This window comes from Terriglobia bacterium (assembly GCA_020073495.1).
Lineage (GTDB): Bacteria > Acidobacteriota > Terriglobia > Terriglobales > Acidobacteriaceae > JAIQFD01.
In genome coordinates this window covers 47,379-74,278 of record JAIQFD010000001.1, presented here as the reverse complement: position 1 = coordinate 74,278, position 26,900 = coordinate 47,379, and the positions used below count along the sequence as shown (strand labels likewise).

22 protein-coding genes are annotated in these 26,900 nt (G+C 62.7%); 13 read left to right on the top strand and 9 right to left on the bottom strand.

Features of this window, described 5'->3' with window-relative positions; all coding sequences use genetic code 11:
• Nucleotides 1-4 precede the first annotated feature (4 nt).
• The 7 genes from LAN37_00300 to LAN37_00270 all read right to left on the bottom strand — a co-directional run bounded on the left by LAN37_00300 (nt 5) and on the right by LAN37_00270 (nt 6,911).
• Nucleotides 5-1,540, bottom strand: a complete 1,536-nt coding sequence (locus tag LAN37_00300) for a Ppx/GppA family phosphatase (protein ID MBZ5645644.1) — start codon at nt 1,538-1,540, stop codon at nt 5-7.
• A gap of 87 nt (nt 1,541-1,627) precedes the next feature.
• Nucleotides 1,628-2,515, bottom strand: a complete 888-nt coding sequence (locus LAN37_00295) for a CHAD domain-containing protein (GenBank protein MBZ5645643.1) — start codon at nt 2,513-2,515, stop codon at nt 1,628-1,630.
• A gap of 18 nt (nt 2,516-2,533) precedes the next feature.
• On the bottom strand, nt 2,534-3,241 hold the full coding sequence (locus LAN37_00290; GenBank protein MBZ5645642.1) for a hypothetical protein: 708 nt from the start codon (nt 3,239-3,241) through the stop codon (nt 2,534-2,536).
• Nucleotides 3,234-4,106 carry a hypothetical protein gene (locus LAN37_00285; GenBank protein ID MBZ5645641.1) on the bottom strand — a complete coding sequence of 291 codons (873 nt, stop codon included), beginning with the start codon at nt 4,104-4,106 and terminating at the stop codon, nt 3,234-3,236. The genes LAN37_00290 and LAN37_00285 overlap by 8 nt, the downstream gene beginning before the upstream one ends.
• Before the next feature lie 215 nt (nt 4,107-4,321).
• A complete protein-coding gene (locus LAN37_00280) occupies nt 4,322-5,527 on the bottom strand; it encodes a hypothetical protein (protein MBZ5645640.1) in 1,206 nt (401 codons plus the stop codon).
• A 27-nt stretch (nt 5,528-5,554) separates the two neighbouring features.
• Nucleotides 5,555-6,415, bottom strand: a complete 861-nt coding sequence (locus tag LAN37_00275; GenBank protein MBZ5645639.1) for a sigma-70 family RNA polymerase sigma factor — start codon at nt 6,413-6,415, stop codon at nt 5,555-5,557.
• Between the two features lie 157 nt (nt 6,416-6,572).
• Nucleotides 6,573-6,911: a PilZ domain-containing protein gene (locus LAN37_00270; GenBank protein MBZ5645638.1), complete on the bottom strand. Its 339-nt coding sequence runs from the start codon at nt 6,909-6,911 to the stop codon at nt 6,573-6,575.
• 405 nt (nt 6,912-7,316) lie between these two features.
• Between LAN37_00270 and LAN37_00265 the strand changes: the two genes are divergently transcribed.
• The 12 genes from LAN37_00265 to LAN37_00210 all read left to right on the top strand — a co-directional run bounded on the left by LAN37_00265 (nt 7,317) and on the right by LAN37_00210 (nt 22,589).
• On the top strand, nt 7,317-8,672 hold the full coding sequence (locus LAN37_00265) for a nucleotide sugar dehydrogenase (protein ID MBZ5645637.1): 1,356 nt from the start codon (nt 7,317-7,319) through the stop codon (nt 8,670-8,672).
• A gap of 152 nt (nt 8,673-8,824) precedes the next feature.
• Nucleotides 8,825-10,267: an aspartate kinase gene (locus tag LAN37_00260; GenBank protein ID MBZ5645636.1), complete on the top strand. Its 1,443-nt coding sequence runs from the start codon at nt 8,825-8,827 to the stop codon at nt 10,265-10,267.
• On the top strand, nt 10,264-11,607 hold the full coding sequence (thrC, locus tag LAN37_00255) for a threonine synthase (GenBank protein ID MBZ5645635.1): 1,344 nt from the start codon (nt 10,264-10,266) through the stop codon (nt 11,605-11,607). The genes LAN37_00260 and thrC overlap by 4 nt, the downstream gene beginning before the upstream one ends.
• Entirely contained in the window at nt 11,604-12,548 is a 945-nt protein-coding gene (gene thrB, locus LAN37_00250; GenBank protein MBZ5645634.1) for a homoserine kinase, read from the top strand. Before thrC ends, thrB begins: the two co-directional genes overlap by 4 nt.
• Nucleotides 12,545-13,849 carry a homoserine dehydrogenase gene (locus LAN37_00245; protein ID MBZ5645633.1) on the top strand — a complete coding sequence of 435 codons (1,305 nt, stop codon included), beginning with the start codon at nt 12,545-12,547 and terminating at the stop codon, nt 13,847-13,849. Before thrB ends, LAN37_00245 begins: the two co-directional genes overlap by 4 nt.
• 352 nt (nt 13,850-14,201) lie before the next feature.
• On the top strand, nt 14,202-15,182 hold the full coding sequence (gene galE / locus LAN37_00240) for a UDP-glucose 4-epimerase GalE (GenBank protein MBZ5645632.1): 981 nt from the start codon (nt 14,202-14,204) through the stop codon (nt 15,180-15,182).
• Nucleotides 15,183-15,332: 150 nt separating this feature from the next.
• The gene (locus LAN37_00235; GenBank protein MBZ5645631.1) at nt 15,333-16,523 is read left to right on the top strand and encodes a glycosyltransferase family 2 protein; all 1,191 of its coding nucleotides are present in this window, start codon (nt 15,333-15,335) and stop codon (nt 16,521-16,523) included.
• A gap of 442 nt (nt 16,524-16,965) precedes the next feature.
• On the top strand, nt 16,966-18,360 hold the full coding sequence (locus LAN37_00230) for a hypothetical protein (GenBank protein ID MBZ5645630.1): 1,395 nt from the start codon (nt 16,966-16,968) through the stop codon (nt 18,358-18,360).
• A gap of 197 nt (nt 18,361-18,557) precedes the next feature.
• Nucleotides 18,558-19,697 carry a lactonase family protein gene (locus LAN37_00225; GenBank protein MBZ5645629.1) on the top strand — a complete coding sequence of 380 codons (1,140 nt, stop codon included), beginning with the start codon at nt 18,558-18,560 and terminating at the stop codon, nt 19,695-19,697.
• A gap of 150 nt (nt 19,698-19,847) precedes the next feature.
• Nucleotides 19,848-20,054 (top strand): hypothetical protein, encoded by a 207-nt coding sequence (locus LAN37_00220; GenBank protein MBZ5645628.1) that lies wholly within the window; start codon nt 19,848-19,850, stop codon nt 20,052-20,054.
• Nucleotides 20,055-20,335: 281 nt separating this feature from the next.
• Nucleotides 20,336-21,355 (top strand): flippase-like domain-containing protein, encoded by a 1,020-nt coding sequence (locus tag LAN37_00215; GenBank protein ID MBZ5645627.1) that lies wholly within the window; start codon nt 20,336-20,338, stop codon nt 21,353-21,355.
• Nucleotides 21,356-21,614: 259 nt separating this feature from the next.
• Nucleotides 21,615-22,589: an SDR family oxidoreductase gene (locus tag LAN37_00210; GenBank protein MBZ5645626.1), complete on the top strand. Its 975-nt coding sequence runs from the start codon at nt 21,615-21,617 to the stop codon at nt 22,587-22,589.
• A 28-nt stretch (nt 22,590-22,617) separates the two neighbouring features.
• Here the strand turns inward: LAN37_00210 and LAN37_00205 are convergent, their stop codons facing one another.
• A complete protein-coding gene (locus tag LAN37_00205) occupies nt 22,618-24,027 on the bottom strand; it encodes a UDP-glucose/GDP-mannose dehydrogenase family protein (GenBank protein MBZ5645625.1) in 1,410 nt (469 codons plus the stop codon).
• Between the two features lie 331 nt (nt 24,028-24,358).
• Complete coding sequence (locus LAN37_00200; protein ID MBZ5645624.1) at nt 24,359-25,282, bottom strand: hypothetical protein; 924 nt, start codon at nt 25,280-25,282, stop codon at nt 24,359-24,361.
• Between the two features lie 169 nt (nt 25,283-25,451).
• Here LAN37_00200 and LAN37_00195 point away from each other — a divergent pair, with 169 nt between their 5' ends.
• Entirely contained in the window at nt 25,452-26,873 is a 1,422-nt protein-coding gene (locus LAN37_00195) for an oligosaccharide flippase family protein (protein MBZ5645623.1), read from the top strand.
• Nucleotides 26,874-26,900: the final 27 nt, after the last annotated feature.

Below are 26,900 nucleotides of genomic sequence, written 5' to 3'. Positions count from 1 at the left end.
CCCGTCAGGTTAATTCCGCGAACAATTCCCGCCCGAACAAGTCCCGGAAGTGACCCCGCTCTTTGTCGAGCATCCACAGCTCCAGATCGGCGCCGATGCGCTTGACCGCCTTGAGCTCGAGAGTCACCCTTCCGTCCTTCACCCGCGCCGTGACCCCGGTGACCGCTCCCCGGCGTCCCTGGTTCAGGGCGCGGGCCAGCCGCAGCAGCGCCACGGCCTTCGGCACCAGCTTGCGATCCGGTGGCGACAGAGCCTTCAGGTACGGCTGACCGGGCGTGGGCAGCAGCGCGCCCAGGTAGCGCGCGATGGCCGCGATGATCCTCCGCTGCTGCGGCGTGTATCCCAGGATCTCCGAGTGCGCGATGATGTAGTACGCGTGCCGGTGCCAGCCGGTGCGGTTCACGTAACTCCCCACCTCGTGCAGCATGGCCGCCGCCGACAGCCATTCGCGGTAATCTTCGGGCAACTGGTGCACGTCTTGGAGTTCATCGAACAGCCGCATGGCCAGCTCGCGCACCTGCCGCGCATGCAGCATGTCCACATGGTACCGCTTGCCCGCCGTCAGCAGCGAGTCCCAGCGGTCGGCTGCGATCTGCCTGGTGGAGCGGGCGCTCAGGTGTTGTTCCGCCGCCATCTGCGCCAGCAGGCCATCGCGCAGGCCGAGCGGGGAACAGAGGAAGCTGGGCAGGTCGCACCGCTCCATCACTTCGGCATACACGGTCGCGCCCGCCACGATGATCTCCGCCCGCTTCGTTCCCAGTCCCGGCACCGACGCCCGCTGCTGGTGGTTCCGTTTCGCCAGCATCTCCGCCAGCTTGACCACCGCCTTGCGCGGCACCTGCGCGGACACCTTCTCCCGCTTGCTCCCGCCCAGCCTGGCTTTGAACATCGCGTCCAGCGCCGCCGCCGTTCCCGAGGTCGCGATCATCATCTTGACGCCGGCACGTGCGATGCGCGGCGCCACCCGCCCGATCCGCTGGGCGATTATCCGCTGCAGGCTGGCCAGTTCGTTCTTCTTCGGCGGATCGTGCCGCAGGAATTCCTCCGTCAGCCGCACCGCTCCCAGTGGCAGGCTGACCGTCACCCGGATATGCCGTTGCACCGAGACGGTCAGCTCGCAGCTGCCGCCGCCCAGGTCCATCAGCAGCATCGGCGAGCGCGTGCCCCGCAGGTTTCCCAGGATGCCCAGATGGATCAGCCGCGCCTCTTCCAGTCCGGAGATGGTCTCCAGCTTCCAGCCCGTCGCCGACAACACCCATTCCAGGAACGATGGTGCATTCCGCGCCTCGCGCAGCGCGCTGGTCGCCACCGCGCGAACCGCCGTGGCCCCGTGCGCCTGGATGGCCTTGTGGAAGCGCCGCAGCACTTTCACCGTGCGCGCCATCGCGTCCGGCGCCAGCATCCCGGTCTTGAACACCGACTCGCCCAGCCGCGTGACTTCGCGGTCCTCGTGCACGGTCTTCAGGCGCCGCCTGGTGAGGCTCGCGATCTTGAGCCGCACCGAGTTCGATCCGATATCGATGGCTGCCAGTACCGGCATACAAAAAGCCTCCGGTATGGAGGCAAGAAGAGTGTTCAGGGTTTCTTCTTAAGGCTGACGACTGCCGATTGACGACTCACGACTGATTCACGCGCTCGCCGCTACGGCCGGTTCGTGGACTCCGGCGGCTGATTTGCGGGGCGGCAGCACGGTCCGTGCGACCTCTAGCAGGTTCTTGCGGGCGTCGGTACACACCGAGATCGCCTCGCGGAACTTTGCCCGCGTCACGTTTTGCAGCGCGGCGATCAGCGGGGACTCCGGCGCCGGCGCCAGCATCTCCTGCGCCCGCTGCGTCAGCACCAGCCAATCGTGCCACTCGCCGATCGTATCCTGCATGCGCTTCAGTTCCGCCACGATCTTTTGCGCGGTCTGGTCTTCGCCGGCCATCTCGGCCACGTACCGCACGTGCTTGGTCTCCAGGCGATACGCGTGCAGATTGTCTTCCCGCAGCGGCGCTCCCTGCGCCCGCGCCACCCGGACGAACATGCGGAGCGACGTAGCTATCGGGTCGAACGGCGCGGCCGCGTCCAAGGCGCCGTCCATCGCCGCCGGCTCCGCGAACAGGCTTAGGCCCTTCGCTGCCTTGCGCAGGCGCTTGCGCACCTCGCGGATCGTTTCCTTGTCCAGCACCGAAACCAGCCTCTTTTCCCGCTTGCTCCGCAGCTCAGCCAGCGCCTGCATCAGGCGGTCCTTGCGCTGTGCGTCCCGACCGATCTTCAGGCTGCGCAGCGCCGCCATCTGCACGTCGATGTCGCGCACTCGTCCTGCGCGCCGCCGCAGCTTCACGACGCGCTTGGTGAGTCTGCGCTGGTTCTTGTCGGGATCCGGGCTGAGTGCCTCCAGCAGCGCCTCGATGCGCCTCGCCGTGGTGCGGAACTGGTGCACCGTGTCCGGCTGCGGTTTGTCTGCGACCTGGTTAAGAAGCCGGCTGAGCCGCCGGCAGAGCATTTGATTCCGTTGCCGATCGATCGGCATCTTCGACCCTTTCTGACCCTAACTCAACCTCTGCTCGATCGCCTCCAACACCGTGCGCAATACTTTCACGCGGGCCCAGTACTTGTTGTTCGCCTCCACCGCCGTCCAGGGCGCGTACGGGGTGCTGGTATGCAGCAGCATGTCCTCGACCGCTGCCAGGTAGACGTCCCACTTGGCGCGGTTCCGCCAGTCCTCGTCGGTCAGCTTGTAGGAGCGGAACGGGTCCGTCTCCCGGCCCTTGAAGCGCCGCAACTGCTCCTCCTTGCTGATGTGCAGCCAGAACTTGCAGATCACCATGCCGAACGAGTGCTGGTGCGATTCGAATTCGTTGATCTCGCGGTAGGCGCGCCGCCATTCGTCGTCGTTGCAGAAGCCTTCGCAGCGCTCCACCAGCACGCGTCCGTAATGGCTGCGGTCCCAGATGGCGACATGCCCGGTGCGCGGCAGGTTCCGCCAGAAGCGCCACAGATAGGGGTGCGTCCGCTCCTCGCCTTTCGGCGCCGCATAGCTGGAGACGGTGAAGCCGCGCGGGTCCAGGATCTCGGTCACACGCTTGATCGCTCCACCCTTGCCGGCCGCGTCCCAGCCCTCGAAGACGCACAGCACCGGGATCTGCTTTTTGTAGATCTGGAACTCCAGCTCCCGCAGGCGCACTTGAGCGCGGCCCACCTGCTCCTCGTACTGCTTTTCCGACAGCTTCTTCCCGAGATCCAGTTTCTCAAGCATGGGCCACCTCCGCTCTGGACCTGGCCTCGGCCCCGACCGTTTTCTTCTCCTCGGCGCGGGCCAGTTCGCTGTCGCGTGTCGCCTTCTCCGCGCGCGCCTCTTTGGTCGCCGCCGCGGCCGCCGCCGTGCGCGACACTCCCGCCGGCAGCGCCTGCCGCCGCGCCAATACCGATTCGATCGCCTTCACGATCGTGTCGAACACCTTGACCCTCGCCCACCGGATGTCGTTCGCCTCCACCACCACCCACGGCGCGTTCGGCGTGTCTGTCTTGGCCAGCATCTCCTCCACCGCATCCACCCACTTGCCGTAGTCCTTGTGGTGACGCTTGTATTCCTTGGTGATCTTCCACTTCAGCAGCGGGTCTTTCAGGCAGGCGCGGAAGCGCTTCTTCTGCTCCTTCTTCGAGATGTGCATCCAGAACTTGAGCAGAACCTGACCGTCGTCGGTCAGGCAGCGCTCGAACTCATTGATCTGCTGGTAAGCCTCGCGCCACTCCTTCTTCGGCGTCAGCTTGTCGCAGCGCTCCACCAGCACTCGGCCGTACCAGGAGTGGTCAAAGACCGCCATCTCCCCGTCATTGGGCAGCACCACCTGGTAGCGCCAGAGGAAGTGATGTCGCTGCTCCAGCGGCGTCGGCCGCGTCCCCGGAAGCACCCGGAAGAGCCGCGGGTCCAGCTTTTCGGTCAGCTTCTTGACGATCTGGCCTTTGCCCGCCGTGTCCCACCCTTCCAGGCAGATGACTACTGGGATCTCCGCTTCCTGGGCAGCGTATTGCAGCTTGCGGAGCTTTTCCTGGAGTTCCGGCATTTCCTTCGCGTATTGCGTCTTGGCGATACTCGCCTTTAGATCGACGGTTTCAAGCATGAGGACGCCTCCTGGAACGAGGTTGAGGCCCGCGTTCCTGGGCCCGTCTGAGGGGCTTGACTGCCGGGTTTCCCAGCCCTGCTTCCGCTTGCGACGGGGTTCCCTGAGAGGGGGAGGCCCCATTTTGTATCACTCCTGCCGCGGTTTTGCACCATTATCCAATAAGTAAATAACCATCTTAAGGATGTTGTCAGTGCAGTGAATAAGGCAGGCGCTTACTGTTGCGTCCAGTGCTGACCGCCGTCCGAGGTGGACCAGGCGGCGCCATCGGCGGTGCGTGCGACCCCGTGCTGCGCATCAGAAAACTCGAGCGAGACGATGGCCGCGGCGGAACCCGGGAGGGTTTGCCGCGTCCAGTTGCCGCCGTTGTCGGAGGAGTGGTAGAGAAGCGCGGCAGGTCCGCCGGCCCACACGTCAGCCCCGACCACCGCCACGGCGCGGAAGCTCGCTCCTCGCTCCACCGTCACCGCCTGCCAGGTGCGACCGGCGTCTGAGGAGCGCTGCAATTGTCCCTTTTCGGAGATGCTCCAGCGGCTCCCCGTACTGATTCTCCCGACCTTGGCCTTGAGCGCGGGAGCCGCCGCACGCCCCTCAAACGTTGCACCGCCGACGGAACCGGCACTCTTGGCTGGGGCGGGAGCCGCTGCCTGGACCTCGACCGTCTCCGCTGCGGACGCCGGCTGTTTCTTCGCGAGCATGGCGTTCTCCGTCGCAGCGGGTGCCGGGGCCGTAACAGGGGCTGAAACCTGCGTGGCCGCCTGGTCCGCTCGCTGATCGCGCTCAGCGACTGCCAGTTTGTCGTCCTTCACCAGCGCTTTCTCCGCTGGCGGAGCCGCTGGGACGCCCATCGCGAAGCGGCGTTCCTCGCTCTTGGTAGTCTTTGCTTCCGACTGGGGTTGGACTGCCCGCGTCGCCATCACGGCGTCCGCCTGCTTCTTGGGCGACGGGGCGGTCAGCTTGTCGTACGCCCTTACCCGATCGGCGGCGATGGTCCCGTTCTTGGTCTCCATCTCCGCCTTGGGTTCGGCCTTTGCTGCCGCGGGCGCGTTGACGGCCGCAGCCGTCTCCGCCCGACGTTCTATCGTCGACGGAGGTGGGACTTGCCGGCGCAGATTGTAGTCCGCCACCAGAGCGGCGGCGACCACGACGGTCGCGGCGATCCCAGACCACTTGAGGGTCTGCGGCTGCCGGTACCAGGGCAGGAACCCCGTCATGGGCTGCTCGGCCGGAGCTCCCGGCTGGGCGAGGGCGACGGCTTCACGGCAGGTGGCGCAGATCGCCAGGTGCGCGAGCACACTTTCGCGCTCGCGTCCGGTTAGGGCCTGCTCCGAGAAGGCGGCGAGCAGGTCGGCGTCGGGATGATCCTGCGTCCCGGGCCGGTTCCTCAGCCGCTCGATCACGGATTTGGGTAACTCTGGCATTTCCCTCTGCTCGCTTCTATGTTCCCTCTACGGGGACTCCTTCTTCAAGAACGGCCGGCGGCGAGTTTCTTGCGCCAGGCGGCCGCGGATATCTGCGGAAACGTCGCGCACGTCCACCTCGAGCGCCTCTTCGGCCTGGCGGCGGCTCATTCCGCCTCGGACCAGGGCCTCCAGGATCTTCTTGCGCAGGCTGGCGGCGATCTTCTCCACCTTGCGGCTGACGGTGGACTCGTGCACCCCGAGCGTACGCGCGATCTGCGCCAGCGTGCGGCCGTCGAGAAAGTACGCGGCCAGGATAAACCGGTCCTCGGCGCCCAATGCGGAGAGCGCATCGTCGATGGCCGGGGCCAGTAGCGGGGCAGGCGCGGCCGTCTCCTCCCGGTGCGGCGCGGCCACCTGGTGGCCTTCTTCCTCCTGCTCATCGAGGCTCACGTTGCGCCGCCCGGTACGGTAGCGGTTCACGAATTCCTGCGCCAGCACGGTACGCAGCCAACCCTCCAGCGAGCCGCGCCCAGTGTAGGAATCGAGCTTGGAGACGCGCTCGCCGCCGTCGCGCGTGCGCGTGCCGTACAAGTCGGCGTAGATGGAGTCGGCCAGCTCGCGGCCATTCGCGTCGTCGCGGGTGATGGCGTGCGCCGCGTCGTACAGCTTTTCCCGGAAGCGGGTGAGGAAGATCTCCCAGGCGGCGTCGTGCCCGGCGGCGCAGGCGCGCGCCAGCACCAGCTCCTCGACGCGCAACGACGTGTACAACACCCGCAGCTCCACCTCCGACGCGCCGGGAGCGTACTTGTCGGCGATCGCCTGCAGCAGGCGCGCAAATTGCTCCCGTCCGATCCCGAGACTCTCCGCCTTGCTGCGGGCGTAGAGTTCGGCAAACAGGGGAGCCATTTCACCTTCGCCCTTGGATTGCGGAGGGCTCACAATGAGTGGAGTTTAGCAGCAAATGAACGGTCCGGACGGCGTGCTAAACGGGGCAGCCGTTTGCTGGGGCGCGGCAACAAGAAAGGCGCGGGTCATGCCCGCGCCGGTGAGATCAAGGCAGGGACTAGGCCTCGTGCACTTCGTGCGCGAAGTCGTATTGTTCGATGATCACGGCGGTGCCGACTTTGCCCCCCGGCGCCTCGTCGAAGATGCGCACCACACGGCCCTTGCAGCGGACCTTGATGCTTTCGGTAAGTGTGATTTCGGAAGGCAGCGTGAGGGTCATCTCGATGGGAGTTCCTTCCGGCAAGCGGTTCTCGAGGAAGAAGAATGCACCACGCGCGCTGACATCCCTCGTCTGCGACGATTCTTCCTTCAGGCCCCCCTCGGAAGACCTTACGATTACCGGCAAGCGAAGTGCAAAACGCTGCTCCGTACGCCTATCAGGTTGTGCCTGGAACATTAGCCTCTCCCACGTCTTCGCGACGTCCTGGCCGCTACGCCACAGACCACACGCTCATACTAGAACGGGCGGTCCGAGGGCACGGAGTATTCAGATAGGTGCAAGCTGAGTGCCAACTTTGGCCCTTCTGGCCAACGAAAAACGGCTCGTAAGTGTAACAAAATGCGATATCCAGGTTTCCTGTGTTCAAAAGTGGGCCCAAAAAAGGCGAAAAACTTTGCGGTTTTTGTGAATTTGGCCGCACTTTGTTCCCAAAGCCGTCCTCTGGTGCTCACGGCCCGAATGCGTCTCAGAATGCCCTCCGCGATGCTCTCGGTCACGGGACTTGATTGGGCCCGCGTCGCCTGCTGCGGCCCGCTCCGATGATAGAATCCGGGATGGTTTTCGTTCACGGGGTGTTCAGAGATGCAACCTTCGGCCGCGCGGCTCTCCTTGTCTGATGAACTTCTTACCCGCATCCAAACCCGCACCGCCAGAGTGGGGATCATCGGCCTGGGGTACATAGGTCTGCCCCTGGTGCTGCTGTTCAGTGGAGAGAAATTTCCAGTCACCGGCTTCGACATCGACGAGAACAAAATCAAGGTGTTGGGCGAGGGCGGCTCGTACATCTATCGCATCCCCGCCGAGCAGGTGAAAGAGGCGCGGCAGCGCGGTTTCTCGGCTACCTCCGACTACTCCCACCTGAAGGAGATGGACGCCATCATCATCTGCGTCCCCACGCCGCTGGATGCGTACCGGGAGCCGGACTTGAGCTTCATCCGGGCGACGGGCGAAGCCATCGCGCCCCACTTGCGGGCCGGGCAGCTGGTCATTCTCGAGAGCACGACCTATCCGGGCACGACCGAAGAGGTGCTGATCCCGATCTTGGAGAAAAAGAGCCCGTCGGGCCTGAAGGTCTCGAGCCATGCGCCGGGTTCGGACAACGTGTTCTTCGTTGCCTTCTCGCCGGAGCGCGAGAATCCTGGCAGCGACTTCGACCGCAAGGAAATTCCCAAGGTGGTGGGCGGGACCACACCGCGTGCGACCGAACTGGCGGCGGCCATGTACTCCGCCATCTTCCGGCGCACCGTGCCGGTCTCCAGCCCCAAGACGGCGGAGATGACGAAGTTGCTGGAGAACATCTATCGCTGCGTGAACATCGCGCTGGTGAACGAGCTGAAGCTGCTGTGCATGCGCATGGGCATCGACATCTGGGAGGTGATTGAGGCGGCCTCGACCAAGCCCTTCGGCTTCCAGCCGTTCTATCCAGGCCCCGGCCTCGGCGGGCACTGCATCCCGGTGGATCCCTTCTATCTCTCCTGGAAGGCGAAGGAGTTCGACTTCCAGACCAAGTTCATCGAGCTGGCCGGGGAAGTGAACACGTACATGCCCTACCACGTGGTAGAGGCGGTGTCGCGGGCGCTGAACCAGCATCGCAGGTCGCTGAACGGGGCACGGGTACTGATTCTGGGTGTCGCGTACAAGAAGGACGTGGACGACCTGCGTGAATCGCCGGCTCTGGTGATCATCGAGGAGTTGAAGAAGGCGGGCGCCGAGGTCAGCTACAACGACCCCTACTTTCCCAAGGTTGGCCGCGGGCGCCGTTACAACCTGCAGATGACGTGCGCGCCGCTCGAAAAGCTGGACCAGTACGACTGTGTCATCATCATCACCAACCACTCGACTTACGATTTCAAGAGGATCGTCGCCGAGTCGCGGCTGGTGGTGGACACCCGCAACGCCACCAAGGGGATTGATTCTCCGAAGATTGTGCGCTGCTAAGCGTTAGGAAATTAACCTCGGCACGGCTGGAGGCCGTGCCGTTCGTGTCTCGGCCGATGGGCAGCGCCATTTCGGCACTCGACCCGCTTGGCTGTCGCTTGCTGCTGCCGGTCGGCCATGTTGTACTACACGGATATCCGGGCAGACGCGCAATGAGCCTGATCACGATGAAATTCGGTGGGACCTCGGTCGGCGATGCGGCCTGCATCCGCGGTGTCGGCTCGATCGTGCAGCAAGCCGCCCAGGGCTACAAGGTCGTCGTGGTGGTCTCGGCGATGGCGGGGATCACGGACCTCATTGTGCGCACCCTCCAGGCAGCGACCGCAGGCAGCCAGGCCGGTATCGAAGAACCCCTCGGGGAAATGCAGCGGCGCCATCACGCCGTTCTCGATGAACTTTTCTCCGCGGACTCCCGGGAAGTCATCCGCGGCAAAGTCAACGCGGTTCTGGACCAGCTTCGCGAGTTCTGCCACGCGCTCGCGCTGCTCCGATCGAGCACGCCGCAGGTGCTCGATGTGGCCTTGCCCATGGGAGAGAAGATCTCGGCGCAGATCCTGGCGGCCTACCTGGGACAGATCGGCACCAGCGCGGCGTACGTCGACGCAGTGACCGTGCTGGTGACCGACGAGAAATTCGGCGACGCCAGCCCCGACATGGAAGCCACGCGGCGGCGCTGCCAGGCATCGCTGTCGCCACTGCTGGAGCGCGGTGTGGTGCCGGTGATCACGGGATTCTGCGGGGCCACCTCCAAGGGCCAGCCAACCACCCTCGGCCGCGGCGGATCGGATTTTTCTGCCACCATCCTGGGCACCGCCATCGGGTCGGATGAGATCTGGATCTGGACGGACGTGAACGGGGTTCTCACTGCCGACCCGCGGGTGTGCCCCGACGCGGCCACGCTGCCGGAGATCACCTACGCCGAGGCCATCGAACTGTCCTATTACGGAGCCAAGGTCATCCACCGCCGCGCCATCTGGCCCGCCATGCAGGCGGCAACGCCGGTGTGGATCAAGAACTCGTTCGCGCCGCAAGTCGCCGGGACGAAGATCGCCCCTTCGGTTGCGCCGATCGGCTCCCCCGTCAAGGCGGTGACTGCGGTCATCCAGGCGTCGCTGCTGACCCTCACCACCCGCCGCGACGTCCACTTCGCGGAGATCTTCGGCCGCCTCTTCCTGCGCCTCGCCCACGAGCACGTGGATGTGCTGTTCTCCACCCAATCCTCGTCGGAGAACGCGCTGGGGCTGGTGTTCCGGGAGCAGGACACAGAACACGTGCTGGGCGTGATCCATCGCCTGTTCCGCAACGAGCTGAAGCACGGGATCCTCAACGAGGTGTCGGTGCAGCGGAACATCGCCGTCATTGCGGTGCTGGGAGAGACCATGAAGGGCACCTTCGGCATCCTGGCGCGGCTGTTCGGCGCGGTGGCGCGGCGCAATGTGAGCGTGATCGCCGTCGCGCAGGGTGCGAGCGAGCTGAACATTTGTTTTGCCGTGCCGGCGTCGGCAGCGAATGAGGTGGTGCAGGCCGTGCACACGGAATTCCTCAGCGCGGCTTCGCCGGCCCACGTCGTCGCCATGGGACGGGCCCCGGCATGAGCCCCAATGTCCAATCCGGAGCCGCAGCGGCCACGGCCCGCCTGCGTTGCAGCGGATGCAATAGCATGGCGGAGACCGCTGCGCCGGACTTCCGATGCACGCGCTGCGGCGACCTGTTGGAAGCGTGCTATCCCGGCATGTTGTGCGACGCGGCCGAGCTGAAGCAGGTCTGGATGCGGCGCAAGGCTTCGCTCGACGCGCTAGACCAGAGCGGCGTATGGCGTTTCCGCGAACTCCTGCCCATCCTGCGGGATTTCCGCCAGGCGGTGACCTTGCGCGAGGGCAACACCCCGGTGTACGAGCTGCCGCGCTGTGCGCGCGCCGCCGCCGTCGAACGCCTGCTGGCCAAGCACCAGGGGATGAATCCGACCGGCTCGTTCAAGGACACGGGCATGACCGCGGCGCTCTCCGTGGCGAAGCAGGAGGGCTTTCGCTGGGTGGCCTGCGCTTCAACCGGCAATACCTCGGCCTCGATGGCGGCCTACGCGGCCCGGGCCGGCTTGCGCAGCCTCGTGCTCATCCCGGAGGGAAAGATCGCCTGGGGCAAGCTCTCGCAAGCGCTGGAGTACGGCGCGCTCACCTGCCAGCTGCGCACGGACTTTGACGGCTGCATGCGCGTGCTCAACGAGGTCGTGCGCCGGCGTCCCGTCTATTTGTTGAATTCCGTGAACCCCTATCGCATCGAGGGCCAGAAGACCGCCGCCATCGAGCTGATGGAGCAGCTCGAATGGAGGGTGCCCGACCATGTGATCGTGCCGGCTGGCAACCTGGGGAATTCTTCTTCGCTGGGCAAGGCGCTGCTGGAGTTGCGCGAGCTCGGATTCATCGAGCGCCTGCCCAAGGTCTCGCTCATCCAGGCGGAAGGCGCGAACCCGCTGGTGCGCAGCCTGCGCGAGAACAAGGGCGAGCGCTTGGAGCCTATGGCGGCGGAGACGCTGGCCACGGCCATCCGCATCGGCAATCCCGCCTCGTGGCGCAAGGCGGTCCGCGTTCTGCGTGCCACCGGCGGAGCATGCGACGACGTGACCGAGGCGGAGCTGGCTATCGCCAAGGCCGAGATCGGGGCGGACGGCGTGGGCTGCGAGCCTGCCTCGGCCGCGACTCTCGCCGGTCTGAAGAAGCTGGTGCGTACGGGCTTCGTCAAGCGTGGGGAGACGGTCGTGCTGATCCTCACCGGCCACCTCCTGAAAGACCCCGAGTACACGCTCAAGTTCCACAGCGGCGAGCTCTTCGCCGACGTCCCCGCAACCCGGCCCTTGCGCCGACCGCCCGTGGTCCTCGACGCTGAAGTGGACGCCGTCGTCCGCGCCCTGGAGGACGCAGACAAGGACCTCCGATGACGACCCGCGCTCCCGCCTTCGAGATCGAGTTGCCGGCGACGTCGGCGAATCTGGGCCCGGCATTCGACGCGGCCGCACTGGCGCTCGATCTCTATCTCCGTTTGCGCGCTCAGCCCGCCTCGGACTTTTCCATCCGCGCCGAGGGCGTGGACGCGGACATCTGCGGTAACAGGGACAGCATCATCTTGAAGACCTACTGCGAAGTGCTCGAGGCAGGCGGCGGCACGGCCCCGCCGATCGCTCTGCAGATCGAGAATGAGATCCCCATCGGCAAGGGCTTCGGCTCCTCGGCCGCGGCACGGCTAGCGGGCATCGCCTTGGCCATGCACTTCGGCGGGCTTTCCCTGACGGACGGCCAGGTGCTGAACGAGGCAGCGCGCCGGGAAGGTCATCCTGACAATGCCGCCGCGTGCTGGCTGGGCGGGCTGGTGGTCACCAAGCAGACCGAGCGCGAGGTCGTGGCGCTGCGCATCGACACTCCGGCGCGTTGGTCGCTTCTGCTGATCGTCCCAGACCAGCCGCTGGCGACCGAGAAGGGCCGCAGAGTGCTCCCCGAGCGATATACCCGCGGGGACGTTGTGGCCAATGTTCAGGGTGCTCTGTTGTTGATCTCCGCGCTGGGCCAGGGCCGGCCTGACCTGCTGCCATGGGCCTTCGATGATCGCTTCCATCAACCCTACCGCGCCACGCTATGCCCGCTGCTGGAGCCTGTCCGCGCGCTGGCAGGGAAGGCGGGCATCCTGGGCGCGGTGCTCAGCGGCGCCGGACCTGCGGTCCTGGTGTTCGCCGACCAAACCGTTCCTGTGGACGAAACCAAGCGGCACATCGCGGAGGCCGTGGCCCGGGCCGGCTTGAAGGCGGAGGTGCACGCCACCGCCGTCGCCTCCCGCGGCGCACGCGATTCACGCAAGGTGCTCGCAGAAGGAGAAGCCAGGCGATGAGGACCGTTGGCGTCGGAATCGTCGGCTACGGCACCGTGGGACAGGCCACGGCGGAGATCATCACCGCCAACGCGGAGGAGATCCGCAAGCGCAGCGGGGTGTCTCTGCGCGTGACCTCGGTGTGTCGTCGTTCGCCGCTCTCCTCGGAAGCGGTACCGGGAACCGTCCGCGTCACCGACGAGTGGCGCGAGGTCGTCCAGGCCGATGACGTTGACATCCTGGTCGAGACGATTGGGGGCACGGATGTCGCCTATCGGGCGGTGCGCGCGTGCCTGGAACGCGGCAAGCCGGTGGTCACCGCCAACAAGAACCTGGTCGCCCGCCACGGCGACGAGATCTTTGCCCTCGCCGCAAAGAAGAACCTGCCCATCGGTTTTGAGGCCACCGTCGCCGGCGGCGTGCCCATCCTGAGCGCCATTGCCGAGGAGACCGCGGGCGACCGGCTCCTGGCCGTGTACGGCATCCTCAACGGCACGGTGAACTACATCCTGACCCGCATGGAGAGCGAGAACCTGGATTTTGGCGCAGCGCTCGCGGCGGCCCAGCAAGCCGGCTACGCGGAGGCCGACCCCGCGCTCGACATCGACGGCATCGACGCGCGCGACAAGCTCTGCATCCTGGCGCGGCTGGCCTTCGGCGGGCGTCTCGCGCCCGAAGCGATCTCCGTGACCGGCGTGCGCCAGGTCGAGGCGGAGGACATCCACTACGCGCGGCGTCTGGAAGGGACGATCCGCCTGGTCGCGGCGGCGGAGAAGACCGAGCAGGGCGTCGAGCTGTCGGTGCGTCCCTGGCTGGTGGACCGCCGCTCCATGCTGGCCAAGGTGGAGGGCGTGAACAACGCCGTGTTCCTCGTGGGGGAGAAGATCGGAACGCAGATGTTCTACGGCCGCGGCGCCGGCGGAGATGCCACGGGCGCCGCCGTGGTCGCCGACATCGTGGACATCGCCCGCTCGCTGGCGGCGGGCACGCTGGCCGCTCGGAAGGTCCCAGGCTTCCTCGACCAGCACGATCTGCGCATCAGCCAGACGCCCACGCCGGTCGGCTGGTACCTGCGGCTGACCGTGCTCGACCGTCCCGGCATCCTGGCGCGCGTGGCCGAGGTGATTGCGCGCGAGGGCATCAACGTCGAGGCCGTCATTCAGGAGCGCTCGCCCAAGGACCGGCGCTCGTTCGTCATCACGGTTGAGCCGGTGTCGGAGCCGGTGATGCGCCGCGCCCTCGCGGAGATCGACCGCTTCGACTTCATGCTCGAGCCAGTGCTGCCCATGCGCGTGGAACAGTCGCTGGTCAAGAATGCGTAGCTCGCAGGTTCTTGCCCGCCGCCGCGAGTTCCCGCACTGCTGCGCACACCTAAGGATCGGCTTGGCGAAGCCGGGCGTTTGGGGCACCTTTGCCGCGTCTTGGCTCTCTCACGTGCCGGCGGCGTTCCGTCCCTGTACTCGATGATCCGTCTATTCCTTCATTCTCAATGCGAAAACCCCTGCGGTCTTTGTAAACACCCGTGCAATTCGCAAGTGCGTCAATGCTTCGGTCGAGCCAGTGGCGCCTACGATCCATTTGCCATTAATTACGGTCCGCTTGCACGTAGGTGGTTTGGTGTATAGTACCCGCCGAACGAACGAAGAAAATGGAGACTTTCGCTTCACTTCCAGGATGCGAATACTGGTTACGGGCGGGGCGGGTTACATCGGCAGCGTGGTCGTAGAGGAATTATTAGCGGCAGGGCAGCATACCGTCGTTTACGACAATCTCAGCCTGGGCCACCGCGATGCCGTGCTTCCCGGCGCTGAATTCGTTCAGGGTGAGATTCTGGACAGGCAGACACTCGAGAGTGCGCTGACAAAACACGGAATCGACGCCGTCATTCACATGGCGGCAAATGCTCTTGTGGGAGAGTCGTGCGAGAACCCCGCGAAGTACTACACCAATAATCTTGTCACCAGCCTGGCGCTGCTCGAAGCCATGCGCGCCACTGGGGTTTCCCGCCTGGTACTTTCCTCGACAGCTGCCGTATACGGTGAATCACAGAAACCCCTGATCGATGAATCGGACGCCACGCGCCCCACAAACCCATACGGAGAAACGAAGCTCGCTTTTGAACGAGCCTGCCATTGGTACGAACAGGCCTACGGCATGCGGTACGTCAGTCTCCGCTATTTCAACGCTGCCGGCGCAACAAAACACTGTGGCGAGCGGCATGATCCGGAAACGCACCTGATTCCACTGATTCTCCAGGCGGCGGCCAAGCTGCGGCCTCATGTGGAGATTTTCGGCGATGACTATCCAACTCCTGACGGCACGTGCGTTCGCGACTATATCCACGTGAGCGACCTCGCGCATGCCCATGTGCTGGCGTTGGATTATCTGAAAAGGTCGAGCGGGAATTTTAATCTGGGTTGCGGCGGCGGCCACTCGGTCATGGAAGTTGTGGAGACGGCCCGCAGCGTCACCGGGCGGGAGATCCCCGTGCGCATCGGCCCGAGGAGACCCGGCGATCCGGCGGTGCTCGTGGCCAGCTCGGAAAAAATCAAGAGAGAGCTTGGCTGGGTCCCGGAAAAGCAGGAGCTTCGGACCATCATCACCTCTGCCTGGGAGTGGATGCAGCAGCAGGCCTTCGTCGATCGGGCCACTTGATCGTTGAACACAGCGGCAAGGATGAGACATCATCCTGATTTCGTGGGAGAGGGCATTTTCTGGTATCTTAGCGACCGATGAGGTTTTGAGGATTCTGCGCGAAGTGCGCGCGATGTGGAAACGCAAACCCTGCCTAAAGCCGTGTCAGCCATGCCAGCCGAAGAGGTTGAAGTTTCAGTCGTCATTCCTTGCTTGAATGAGGCGAACTCCCTCGCCATCTGCATAGACAAGGCGTTCGGCGCGTTCAGGGGCGCTGGCCTGTCTGGAGAAGTGGTTGTAGCCGACAATGGCTCAACCGACGGGTCCATCGAGATCGGCGAGGCGCACGGCGCGCGCGTCATAAGGGTCGCGCAGCGCGGGTATGGCGCCGCCCTGCAGGCGGGCATCGCCGCGTCGCGTGGCCGCCTCATCATCATGGGTGACGCAGACGATAGCTACGATTTCTCCGTCGTTCCTCAGTTCGTTCTGAAGTGGCGCGAAGGCTACGACCTGGTCATGGGCAACCGCTTTCGCGGCGGCATCAAATCCGGCGCCATGCCGTGGCACCACAAGTATTTTGGGAATCCCGGCCTCACCGCGTTGCTCAACCTGCTGTTTCGGACAGGAATCGGCGACTGCTATTGCGGCATGCGCGGTTTTTCCCGCGCCATGTACGATCGGCTGGACGTCCGCAGCACCGGAATGGAATTCGCCCCCGAACTCATCATCAAAGCCGCACAGATCGGCGCCAAGATCACCGAGATTCCCATAATCCTGTGGCCTGACAAGCGCGGCCGTCCACCTCATCTCCGCAGCTTTCGGGACGGCTGGCGCACGCTGCGATTTTTCCTGCTTTACGCACCCAATTGGCTTTTTCTGTTGCCCGGGTTTTCGCTGTTGTTTCTTGGGCTGGCGCTGGTCTTCTGGCTCTTGCCCGGCCCGCGCCATCTCACCGCGCGGATCGTCCTGGATATTCACACCATGGTCTTCGGCGTGATTTTCACGCTGATGGGCGCTCAGATCATCAATATTGGGTTCTTCGCTAAGGTGTTCAGCTATGCCGCGCGCTTCGATCGCAACCCGGTCTCGCTGAAGCGGATGTTGCGGCGCGTAACACTGGAGCACGGATTGCTGGTCGGCGCCATCATGTTTGTGGCGGGTTTTGCGGGGAGCGCGCGGGTTGCATGGCACTGGGCGGCGACCGATTTTGGGCCGCTCGATGATGGGCTGCGGGAAGTCCTGTTCTGGTCCATGTGGCTGTTCCTGGGTGTCCAGACGGTCTTCTCCTCTTTTTTCCTGAGCATGCTGGGCATCAGCCGCGACACCTACATCGGAGATTATGAGCAGCCTCATGAACCCTAATCCGAGTATTGGGCGCACCAAAGATGACCCGCCGATGAACGATGCCGGCGAACTGAAAAGTATGATGTGAAAGCCGAGAGACCACACCGGAGTTTTTCAAGTTGTCTGCGCCGGGATGTGCGGGGCTATTGGACATGGCGGCCGCAGCGCAGCGTATCTTCGAGGGACTCCGGGACCACGCTGATAGTTTGGATGCCCGATTGACGCAATGGGCCACAGCTGGGGAACGAGCCGAAAGGAACGGTCTTGTCGCCGGGCGGGTAGATCGGATCGCTTTGCGAGTTCCGCTGTTGCGCGTGGACCTTAGTTTCCCAACTCTTGGACATTTGCCGGCCCTATTTCGCCGCCATTTGCGCCCGCTGCTCTCGCGCAGCTCTTGCGGTCGTGGGCGGTCTAAGGTCGGCAGCTTCCAGTACGATGTAAATGCAGGGAGCTATTGAATATGAAAAAACCACAACGCATTTCAGAGTTATCGGCTTGGGTTTGTTTCCTTACAACACTGGCAGTCTTAGGGTTGATCAACGCGTGTTCTGGACAAACCCAAATTGTGTTGGATCCCAGTGTTCACCACCAAACCATATCAGGATGGGAATATGAAGATGGTTTAGAAGGGGGGCCCCATTCGCCCACTTATCCTGTTTTCATTTCGAGATTTGACCAATACAAGAATAGTCTCTACGATCACGCGGCTAACGATTTAGGCCTGAATAGGATCCGATTCATGTTTGGTGCCGGTATCGAGGGCCCGGGTGACGGTTTATGGGGCAAGGCTCTTGCAGGCCAAATCTCTCTTGAGGCCACGTATAAACATCCGATAAACGTGGTGTCCAGTGGCCGCCATGCAAATGTCGTTAATTTGACGGGCTTCCAATTTGCTGCGGTCGATTTTCAGATCAATAACATGGTTCTGCCCATGAAGCAGCGGGTAGAGGCCAATGGAGAGAAATTCTATTTCACTGGGACCTATAACGCCTTCAGGACCAGCGAAGGTTATCTCCATAGTGATCCTGCTTTTTATGCGAGATTTGTCTTGGCTGTGTTCAAACACATGGACCAGACGTTTGGGTTTGTGCCCGATACCTGGGAAATGTGCAATGAACCTGAAAACGCACCCGCTTGGTCAGATGGCACCCTCATGGGCCACGCCCTGGTCAAGACCGCAGCCGTGCTCCATGCCAATGGCTACAATCCTAAGTTTGAATTACCCTCTCCGGCGTTCGTCCAGAATGCAATACGTTATTTTAGGCAAGTGATTGCGGTTCGGGGGGCACTGCCGCTTATCGGCGAGTTTTCTTATCACATGTATGACGGTCATGGTCAAGAACCACAGCAGATTGCGGCGCTTGGCGTTCAATATGGATTCGATACAGCGATGAATGAGGGGGCAGGCATCGCAAACGGGTCCTGGCTCCACGATGGCTTGAAGAAAGGGAACAATTCCTCCTGGGAGCAAGGCAGTCTCGCGCAGGTAAGCTATACGCCGAATAACGACGGCTATTTCGCCGTCGATCAGAACAACAATGTCAAGCTGCAAACCATGGCCATTAACTACCGGCAATATTTCCACTACATAAGACCTGGAGCGGTGCGCATCGATGCGAAGACGAATAATGCCAGGTCGGACCCCGTCGCTTTTATCAACACCAATGGAAAGTATGTCGTGGTCGTTCAGGCGGCCACAGAAGATACCATCACGGTATCGAATCTTCCAGCAGGAACCTACGGTATTACCGATAGCTTGGGCGGGAAGCATCCAGATTCCAACGTCACCAATGGAACCTTAACCACTCAGATCTCGGGACGCGGCTACATCACGGTTTATGGGAAAACGATGTAGTGCACTGCAGGTTCAGAACAACTCCTTTAGTCCTTGACAGTTCAGGTACAAGACCTAGAACTGACGACCCACTTACGGAGAGGTATGGATGTATGTCCCGTTTCCGGCGATGGATCGCACGATGGATAGCAGTCAATGTCTTGCTCGCATGTGCACTCCCGGTGGCCGCCCATGCTGCACCTCCGAAAGACTACTGGATGTACGTCGGCAGCTTCACGTCAAACGGCGGCGAGGGCATCTACCTCTTCAAATTTCACACTGCGACCGGACGGGTAGAACCAGCGGGGCTGGCCGCAGGACGGCTATGGAGATCCAACACGGACACTTTTGCCGGCAGCCTGCAACGGATCATGGCGCAGATTCGCGCGGAGTGGCCGAACGTAATGAGGATCGCGCTCGGCGTCGAAAACCCGACGTTTCTGGCCATTCACCCCAACGGCGTCTACCTCTACTCTGCTGACACGAACGAGGCGGGTACCATTTCGGCGTTTCAGATTGATCCGGCAACCGGGAAGTTGACCATGTTGAACAAGAAGCGCTCCGGCGGCGGGAGACCCTCTTTCGTCACTGTCGACCAGACCGGCAAGAACGTGCTCGTCGCCAACTATGACGATAGCGTAGCGGTGCTGCCGATCGACGCCACGGGCCGGTTACAAGACGCGAGTTGTGTGATCAGGCCCAAGGGCTCGGGAGCCGATCGCGAGCGCCAGTCTCACCCGCACTCAATCAATGTTGCGCCCGACAACCGCTTCGTCATTGTCGCGGACTGGGGACTGGACGAACTCCTGGTCTACAAATTCAATCCGGATAAGGGCACACTGGAGCCCAACGATCCGCCCTTCGTGAAAACGCCCCGCGGGTCCGGTGCGAGGCACCTGAGCTTTCATCCGAACGGCAAGTTCGCCTACGTGAATGAGGAGGTGAACTCGTCCGTCACGGCCATGAAATGGGAGGGCGGGCGCGGTGTCTTTACTCCTATCGAAACCGTAAGGACCGTGCCCAAAGATTTCCACGGTAAGAGCGCTCCGGCGGAAGTGTTGGTGCATCCAAGTGGCAGGTTCCTCTGCGTGTCGAACCGCGGACCCGACAGCATAGCGGTGTTCACCATCGATCCAGAAACAGGCTCCCTGACGCCGGTCGAATACGTGTCCGCCCAGGGCAAACGGCCGCGTGGAATTCGGATCGACCCATCCGGCAAGTATCTTTTCGCCGCCAACGTGTCGAGCGGCAATGTGGTCCAGTTCCGGATCGACGGGCAGACCGGCCGCTTGATCCCGACCGGCATAAAGCTCCAGGTCGGATCCCCGGCGTGCATAAAGTTCGCCCCGGCAGATTAGGGGGGCGCACCGGGGCGGGCGCGCGGGCCTCTCCACTTGCTTCATCTGGCTGATTCGTCGAGCTTCTCGAATGCCCTTGTGCGCCGGTCCCGTGGGGTGCAGTATTGTCCTCGGAAGCCCCTTGAATGCCTCAGACCGATGGAGGAAGCGATGGAAAAGCAGATTGGTGTTTTCAGCTACTGGTTGGGCCTATTGTGCTCGGCTGTGGCCATAATTTGGCGCGGACTTATCGTCGTGGGGCTGAAATTACCCGAAAAGGTGGGCGGCGTCTTTTACGAGAGCTTTCTGAAGTTGGGGGCGCTGCTCTTGCTGATGGCGGTCGCATCCGCCGCTCACGGCTGGCTTAAGGACCATTGATTGCAATCCTTCGTCTGCGGAGGACGAACTGACCCCAGCCTGGCATGGCCTGCCAGGGCGCGTCCGGCCAACCCTTCGCAGCCATGGCCGGGTGATATAATCCGGCATCCGCCTTGTCACGGCGTACTCCATGGATGCGACCTTCACCTGCTCAGCTTCCCCTGCTCGATGAGCTGTTCACCCGCATCCAGGCCGGCATCCCCGAGGTCTTCCCTTCACCCAAGATCGTGCACTGCTAACCGCGTCCGCCCCGCAGGTGCTTTCTGAACCGTAGACAGCTGATGACCGTCGGCCTGGTGATTGTCGTCGCAGCTCTGGTCTATCTCCAGTTCCGCGAGTGGAAGGAGTTCAACTGGAGTGTGTTTCTCACATACACTCGCACGCTTGCGTGGGGGCACTTGCTCATCGCCACTACGCTGATTTACTTGGCATATGTAGTGCGAGCGCTGCGCTGGCGGATCTTCCTTCAGTCAACGTGCCAAACGTCGGTGCGTAGGTTGCTTCCGCCCACTCTGATCGGCTTCACCGGATTGGCCCTGCTGGGCCGTCCCGGCGAGCTCTTGCGCCCCTACTTGATCTCGCGACGTGAAGGACTGCCGTTCTCATCGCAGTTGGCGGTCTGGACCGTTGAACGCCTCTTCGACACGGGATCCTTCACCATCATCATCGGGCTCGGAATCCTTTTCGCCGCCGATGCCCCTGGGCTGCCTTATGTCACACGCTACCGCCAGGTTGGGCTGCTGATCACGATGGCAGTTGCCGTCCTGTCTGTCTTCATGTTCCTGCTGCGGCGCAACGCCGAGCGCGCGACCGCAGTGGTTCGAGGTGCCGTAGCCAGGATCGCACCGAGGCTCGCCGACAAGATCAGCCAGCGCATGCATTCCTTTGGAGAAGGGCTGAATACGATCTCTGGTCCTGGCTCGTTCGCATCGCTTATCGCGCTCTCGTTGCTGATGTGGTTGATGATTGCCGCTGCCTTCTGGCAGGTGATCAGGGCATATCCCGAGCCGCTGCGGAACCTGTCAACTAGCCACGTGCTGCTCCTGCTCGGCTTCGGCATCGTAGGCTCTTTGGTGCAATTGCCGATGGTGGGCGGCGGCTCGCAACTCGCGACGATCGCAGCCATGGTTCACGTTTTCAAGGTGCCGAATGAACTCGCCCTGAGTTGTGGGATGATGCTTTGGCTGGTCACGTTTTTTGCAGTCACTCCGGTGGGCCTTTGGCTCGCGCACCGCGAACGAATATCGTTCCACGTTGTCGCACGTAGCATGGAGAAGACGGGAATGTCTGCTTCCGCCTGACCGCGATGACAGGATCCTGGTTCCGGCTGACGCATGAACGAACCGTTTTGTCGGACCTGCTCAAAGCATGCTCAGCCGGATTCGCAGCTTGCTCCGATGAAGTGCCGACCACTCGGCATCTTTACGGTACCATTGCCGTGTCGAGGATGCGTAAGCATCCGCCTGGGTCATCCGTCTGTAGGGGGACTGGTGACCCTGACAGCCGGCTACCGGAGGAAGTTTCACCCTTGTTGCGGGTAAGCCTTGAGAGGAGACCTTGATGCGCGCAGTGGTCACCGGTGGAGCGGGATTCCTGGGCTCACACCTCTGCGAGTACCTCCTGGAGAAGGGCTGGGACGTGCTCTGCCTGGACAACCTAGTGACCGGCGAGGAGGCCAACGTCGCCCATCTGGGGGGAGATTCGCGATTTCGCATGTCCAAGCAGGATGTGAGCCGCTCCGTACAGGTGGAGGGTGTGGTGGATTACGTGCTGCACTTTGCTTCTCCGGCAAGCCCACCGGACTACATGCGGCTGCCGCTGGAGACGCTGCGCGTGGGGGCCTATGGCGTGGACAATGCCCTGTCGCTGGCACAGGCGAAGGGGGCAAAATTCCTGCTAGCCTCCACCTCGGAATGCTATGGCGATCCGGAAGTGAGTCCGCAGCCGGAGAGCTACTGGGGGCATGTGAATCCCGTCGGGCCGCGCAGCGTGTATGACGAAGCCAAGCGCTTTTCCGAGGCCATGACCATGGCCTACCAGCGCAGCCACGGCCTGGACACGCGGATCGCGCGCATCTTCAACACCTACGGGCCGCGCATGCGGCTGAATGACGGGCGCGCTCTGCCCAACTTTATTTACCAAGCGCTCACCGGGCAGCCGATCACGGTGTACGGCGATGGCTCGCAGACACGCAGTTTCTGCTACGTCTCCGACTTGATCGATGGAATTTACCGGCTGATGCAAGTCGAGGAGGCTGAACCGGTCAACTTGGGCACCCCGCAGGAGATCACCATCCTGGAATTCGCCGAGCGGGTGCGGGAGCTGACGGGGGCGAGCGTGCCTATCGTGTTGCGACCTTTGCCGGTGGATGACCCCAAGCGGCGCTGTCCCGATATCAGCAAGGCACGGCGGTTGCTGCACTGGGAGCCTAAGGTGGACCTGGACGAAGGCCTGCGTCGAACGCTGCAGTACTTCCGCAGGCAGGTAGCAGCAGGACGAGGGCAAGCAGAAGCAGGCTGCAACCCATCGGCGTGATCAAGAGCTTGAGGGCCGATTACCGCGCTTACTGTTCCGGCATCGGGTTCATACGTGCGCTCAACGCCTCAACCTTGGGGTGGGGATCGGGGCGGCCCACGCTGTAATAGAGGATTCCGGCAGCGGCCATCACCCCAGGATCGTAGAGATTGCGGCCATCGAGCACGAATGGATGGTCGAGCAGCGAACGCAGGCGCTGCAGGTCGAGGGCGGCGAATTCCGGCCAGTCTGTGAGGATGAGAAGGGCAGCAGCGCCCTTGGCGGCGTCGTATGGGGAATCGGAGAAGGTCACGCCGGCAGGCAGAACCTCGCGGGCGCGAGGCATGGCTGCAGGATCGTACACCCTTAGCTCGCAACCTTCCTTCAGCAGCATCTGCACCAGGGCGACGGCAGGGGACTCGCGAATGTCGTCGGTGCCGCCCTTATAAGCCAGGCCAAGAACGGCAAGGCGCTTGCCTCGCAGGTTCCAGAGGGCGCTGCGCACCTTGCGCAGAAAGCGTTGGCGCTGCTCCTGATTGATGCTTGAGATCTCCTCCAGCAGGCGGAAGTCGTAACCGCAATTCCGCGCCACCGCCTGAAAAGCCGCCAGATCTTTGGGGAAACACGAGCCGCCGTAGCCGATCCCAGGATTGAGGAAGCGCGGGCCGATGCGCGCATCGCTCCCGATTCCCTGGCAAACCTGGCGGACGTCAGCGCCCACGGACTCACAGATATTGGCCACGGCGTTGATGAAGGAGATTTTCATCGCCAGGAAGGCGTTGCAGGCGTGCTTGATGATTTCCGCACTCTTGGCGCTGGTAACAATCAGGGGCGGGGGAATCCGGGCACCTTGGGGACGCGGGACCAGGTGGGGGTCCTGGTAATACTGGCCGCTGGTCAGCGGGAGGTAGATCTCCTTCAGCAGGGAGGTACAGCGTTCGCTGTCGGTGCCGATGACGATGCGGTCAGGATAGAGGAAATCGCTGACCGCGGTGCCTTCGCGCAAGAACTCAGGATTGGAGGCGACGTCGAAGGCGTCCGGGGATGCGCCATTGAGCAGCAGGGTCTTGCGGACCCAGCCGTGCGTGAAGACGGGGACGGTACTCTTCTCCACCACTACCTTGTAACTGTTGACGTGACGAGCCAGTTCGCGGGCTACGGATTCGACGTAGGAGAGATCTGCCTCGCCTTGCTCCGCCTGAGGCGTACCCACGGCGATGAAAACGGCGTCGCTGTTCCGGACGGCCTCGGGCAACGAGTCGGAAAACGTGATGCGCGTGCCGCGATGGCGGACCAGCAGTTCCGACAGATATTGCTCGTGGATGGGAACACTGCCGCCCCGCAGGAGCGCGATCTTCTGCAAATCATTGTCGACGCAGACGATTTCGTGTCCCATGTCTGCGAAACATGCCGTTGTTACCAGACCCACATAGCCCGAACCGACCACCGTAAGATGCATGTCGACTCCGCAAGAATGTGAAACCCAGTTTGCCTGCCGACGTCAGAGTAACATTGAACGCCACGGGCTTCTACAGTTGAGAGGCCCGCCACGGGCTTGGCACGAGTAGCGGTCTGGCTAACCAGGATTCTGGGTGGGCGCCGTTATGGATTTGCCAAGCGCCGCGCGCCGACCAATTCTCCAACTGGGAAGGTGGTTGCGACATACTGCCCTCAGCGGGTTCCTGTTCAACCGCCACAAAAAGAGCAGATCAGCAGGGCAGTCCCCGATCGCCGCCCGTCGAGGCCGCTCCCCCACAGTGCGCTCCCGACCTTGGGCGCCTCCAGCGCTTTTATGGATGGCCAGTCAGGTATCCGACACATTCGCCACACGACCAAGCGACATCCAGCAAGGCGGTCAGAGGCGCCGCCCGCAGGAAAGCGGCCCTGTTCCTGCCGGTGCGAAGGACATTCCTTAACTGCCGTAGAAAAAGAATCGGCGGCAGCAGCGGGCAGAGGACGGCGTAGAGCGCACGCTGCCAGGGTGCAATCAGCGCGGTTCGTCCCGCGCCGAAGGAACGGCCCCAAACGTAGCGTTCCACCAGCGCAGTGGCTAAACGCAGGCCGAGCCTGTGTTGGTAGACGATGACATCGGGGGATAGGGCGAGCGTCTCCCCGCGCCGGGTGAGGGCGGCATGGACGCGGGCTTCGTCGTAACCGCCGCTCCAGGCCTCCGCCACCTGTTCCAGCGCCGCGCGCTTGTAACAGACATTTGCGTCACTCAGGTAGGTGCTCGGCCCGCGCCGGACAGGATTCTGGTAGCGCCCAAAATCGCTGAAATAAACAGCCCAATTCAAGGCGCGATCGATCCCGTTTTCGATGGCGCCGCCAATGGCCGCGCGGGACTGTGCATGCTCCTTGATCAGCGCTGCTGACCAGTGCACATCGGGACGGCTGTGGTCTTCGATCAAGGCGACGAGGGGCGCGCGCGCGCGCTGAATACCGATACCCCTCAGCTTGTCATGATGTTCCCGTGTATGCCCCGAGCGCACTGTGCGAAGGGTATCTACGCAAATGAAACAGACGTGGGGGAAACGCCGTTCGAGTTCCTGGATGCCAGGCAGCTGTGAATCGCAGGTCACCAGCACTTCCATCGGGGGTGGATCGATCTGGTGCTGCAGGGCTTCGAGGCAACCCTCGAGATGGCAGGTATCAGATTGCTCGGCGGTGTCGCTGACCACGGTGACCACAACGGTGAGAACGGGATCCGCTGCCATGATCGACTATTCACCCTGTGGCTTCAGGCGACGAGACGGGCTCATGGAAGAAGTTTATCTCAAATAGATCAGCGCATCGCGTGGCGGCCACCTGTGAAAGAGGTTTGAGAGCTTGGGGCGAGTGCGCAAGTTGGGCACTGGGCAGCGGAGAAAGTCGTGATAGATTCCCATGCGCACGGGGAGCGGAACACTGTCCAACCCATTCAAGAATATCCTGCGCCTGGCTACAGGCGACCTTGTGGCCAAAGCGACCAGCTTCCTCGCGTTCGTCTATCTGGCGCGAGTCCTCGGTGTATCCAACTTCGGGGTATTGGAGTTCGCCGGCTCAGTTCTCACCTACCTGCTCCTGATCGGCGACGGCGGCCTCGAAATGTGGGGAACACGAGAAGCCGCTACGACCGCCGACGTACCAGCCCTTGCAGCTCGGGTCGTGCCGCTCCGCTTGCTGCTGGCCTCCATCAGTTTCCTGATCCTCGTGTTGCTGCTTCCCCTGTTTCCCCATTACCCCAACCTTCGCGCCGTTCTGCTTGTCTACGGGCTGACCGTCTTCGCCCAGGCGTTCAGCCTGAAGTGGACATTCATGGGGCAGCAGAACATGACTCGAGTGGCTCGCGGGCTGGTGATTGGACAAGTAGTCTTCGCTGTGGCAGTTGTCGCATTCATCCACAGCGCTGTCGGGCTGGTCTGGGTTCCCGTATTCCGGCTGGTGGGCGATCTGGCAACCACGATCTACTTCGCCCGGTGGTTTCGCCGGATTCACGGCCGCCTGCCTCTCCGCATGACCCTGCGCGGGATGCGCGTCATTCTCAAGCCTGCGTTTACCATCGGATTCTCCCTGGCCTTGGGCCTGCTGAACTACAACTTCGACGCCGTTCTCCTGGGATTCCTGCGAGGGGCGGCATTCGTTGCCTGGTATAACGCAGCATACAAACTGCTATTGGTCGGCGTCGGTGTGGCAATTACCTATTTCACCGGACTGTTTCCTGCTCTATCGCGCCTCTACGTTGAGAACCGGGAGGGGTTCCGTCTCTTAGTGCGTCGCACCGCCGAAATCTGGCTTCTTTTCGTCGTGCCCCTGGTGGTGGGAGGCACGTTTCTCGCCGATCCCGTCATCCGGTTGCTGTATGGCACGGCTTATGCGAGTTCGGTAGGTCCGTTCAGAATACTGCTCTGGTCGGCCGCACTGGTCATTCTGCGCTTTGTGTACATGGACTCACTTCGCGCCACCGGCCACCAGGCTCTCGACCTGCGTTGCGCCATCACTTCTGCCAGCCTGAACGTCACCTTGAACATCTTGCTGATACCGCGTTTCGGGATGATCGGCGCGGCCACGGCCACGACCTTTGCCGATGCGATTTGGTTCGTTATGTCGTATCACTATTTCCGTCGTGCCGTGCTGCCAGGCGAATCGTTCCCGTCCCTCCGCGGGCCGCTGCTCGGGGGTGCCGCTATGGGTTCAGTATTGTGGTTCGCGCGATCCGTGAACTGGCCTTTGCAAGTTGTCGTGAGTCTGATTGTGTACTTGATTGTGCAAGCGCTCTTCGGCAGTGTCAGACTTGGTCCCTGGGCCGAAGAGACCGTGCAAAAGTAGGCATCCGCGCAGAGTCTCCACCCGACC

Excerpts from the sequence above, each read along its gene's own strand:
- LAN37_00300 (MBZ5645644.1), bottom strand. The coding sequence starts at position 1,540 with ATGCCGGTACTGGCAGCCATCGATATCGGATCGAACTCGGTGCGGCTC.
- LAN37_00295 (MBZ5645643.1), bottom strand. The coding sequence starts at position 2,515 with ATGCCGATCGATCGGCAACGGAATCAAATGCTCTGCCGGCGGCTCAGC.
- LAN37_00290 (MBZ5645642.1), bottom strand. The coding sequence starts at position 3,241 with ATGCTTGAGAAACTGGATCTCGGGAAGAAGCTGTCGGAAAAGCAGTAC.
- LAN37_00285 (MBZ5645641.1), bottom strand. The coding sequence starts at position 4,106 with ATGCTTGAAACCGTCGATCTAAAGGCGAGTATCGCCAAGACGCAATAC.
- LAN37_00280 (MBZ5645640.1), bottom strand. The coding sequence starts at position 5,527 with ATGCCAGAGTTACCCAAATCCGTGATCGAGCGGCTGAGGAACCGGCCC.
- LAN37_00275 (MBZ5645639.1), bottom strand. The coding sequence starts at position 6,415 with ATGGCTCCCCTGTTTGCCGAACTCTACGCCCGCAGCAAGGCGGAGAGT.
- LAN37_00270 (MBZ5645638.1), bottom strand. The coding sequence starts at position 6,911 with ATGTTCCAGGCACAACCTGATAGGCGTACGGAGCAGCGTTTTGCACTT.
- LAN37_00265 (MBZ5645637.1), top strand. The coding sequence starts at position 7,317 with ATGCAACCTTCGGCCGCGCGGCTCTCCTTGTCTGATGAACTTCTTACC.
- LAN37_00260 (MBZ5645636.1), top strand. The coding sequence starts at position 8,825 with ATGAGCCTGATCACGATGAAATTCGGTGGGACCTCGGTCGGCGATGCG.
- thrC (MBZ5645635.1), top strand. The coding sequence starts at position 10,264 with ATGAGCCCCAATGTCCAATCCGGAGCCGCAGCGGCCACGGCCCGCCTG.
- thrB (MBZ5645634.1), top strand. The coding sequence starts at position 11,604 with ATGACGACCCGCGCTCCCGCCTTCGAGATCGAGTTGCCGGCGACGTCG.
- LAN37_00245 (MBZ5645633.1), top strand. The coding sequence starts at position 12,545 with ATGAGGACCGTTGGCGTCGGAATCGTCGGCTACGGCACCGTGGGACAG.
- galE (MBZ5645632.1), top strand. The coding sequence starts at position 14,202 with ATGCGAATACTGGTTACGGGCGGGGCGGGTTACATCGGCAGCGTGGTC.
- LAN37_00235 (MBZ5645631.1), top strand. The coding sequence starts at position 15,333 with ATGCCAGCCGAAGAGGTTGAAGTTTCAGTCGTCATTCCTTGCTTGAAT.
- LAN37_00230 (MBZ5645630.1), top strand. The coding sequence starts at position 16,966 with ATGAAAAAACCACAACGCATTTCAGAGTTATCGGCTTGGGTTTGTTTC.
- LAN37_00225 (MBZ5645629.1), top strand. The coding sequence starts at position 18,558 with ATGTACGTCGGCAGCTTCACGTCAAACGGCGGCGAGGGCATCTACCTC.
- LAN37_00220 (MBZ5645628.1), top strand. The coding sequence starts at position 19,848 with ATGGAAAAGCAGATTGGTGTTTTCAGCTACTGGTTGGGCCTATTGTGC.
- LAN37_00215 (MBZ5645627.1), top strand. The coding sequence starts at position 20,336 with ATGACCGTCGGCCTGGTGATTGTCGTCGCAGCTCTGGTCTATCTCCAG.
- LAN37_00210 (MBZ5645626.1), top strand. The coding sequence starts at position 21,615 with ATGCGCGCAGTGGTCACCGGTGGAGCGGGATTCCTGGGCTCACACCTC.
- LAN37_00205 (MBZ5645625.1), bottom strand. The coding sequence starts at position 24,027 with ATGCATCTTACGGTGGTCGGTTCGGGCTATGTGGGTCTGGTAACAACG.
- LAN37_00200 (MBZ5645624.1), bottom strand. The coding sequence starts at position 25,282 with ATGGCAGCGGATCCCGTTCTCACCGTTGTGGTCACCGTGGTCAGCGAC.
- LAN37_00195 (MBZ5645623.1), top strand. The coding sequence starts at position 25,452 with ATGCGCACGGGGAGCGGAACACTGTCCAACCCATTCAAGAATATCCTG.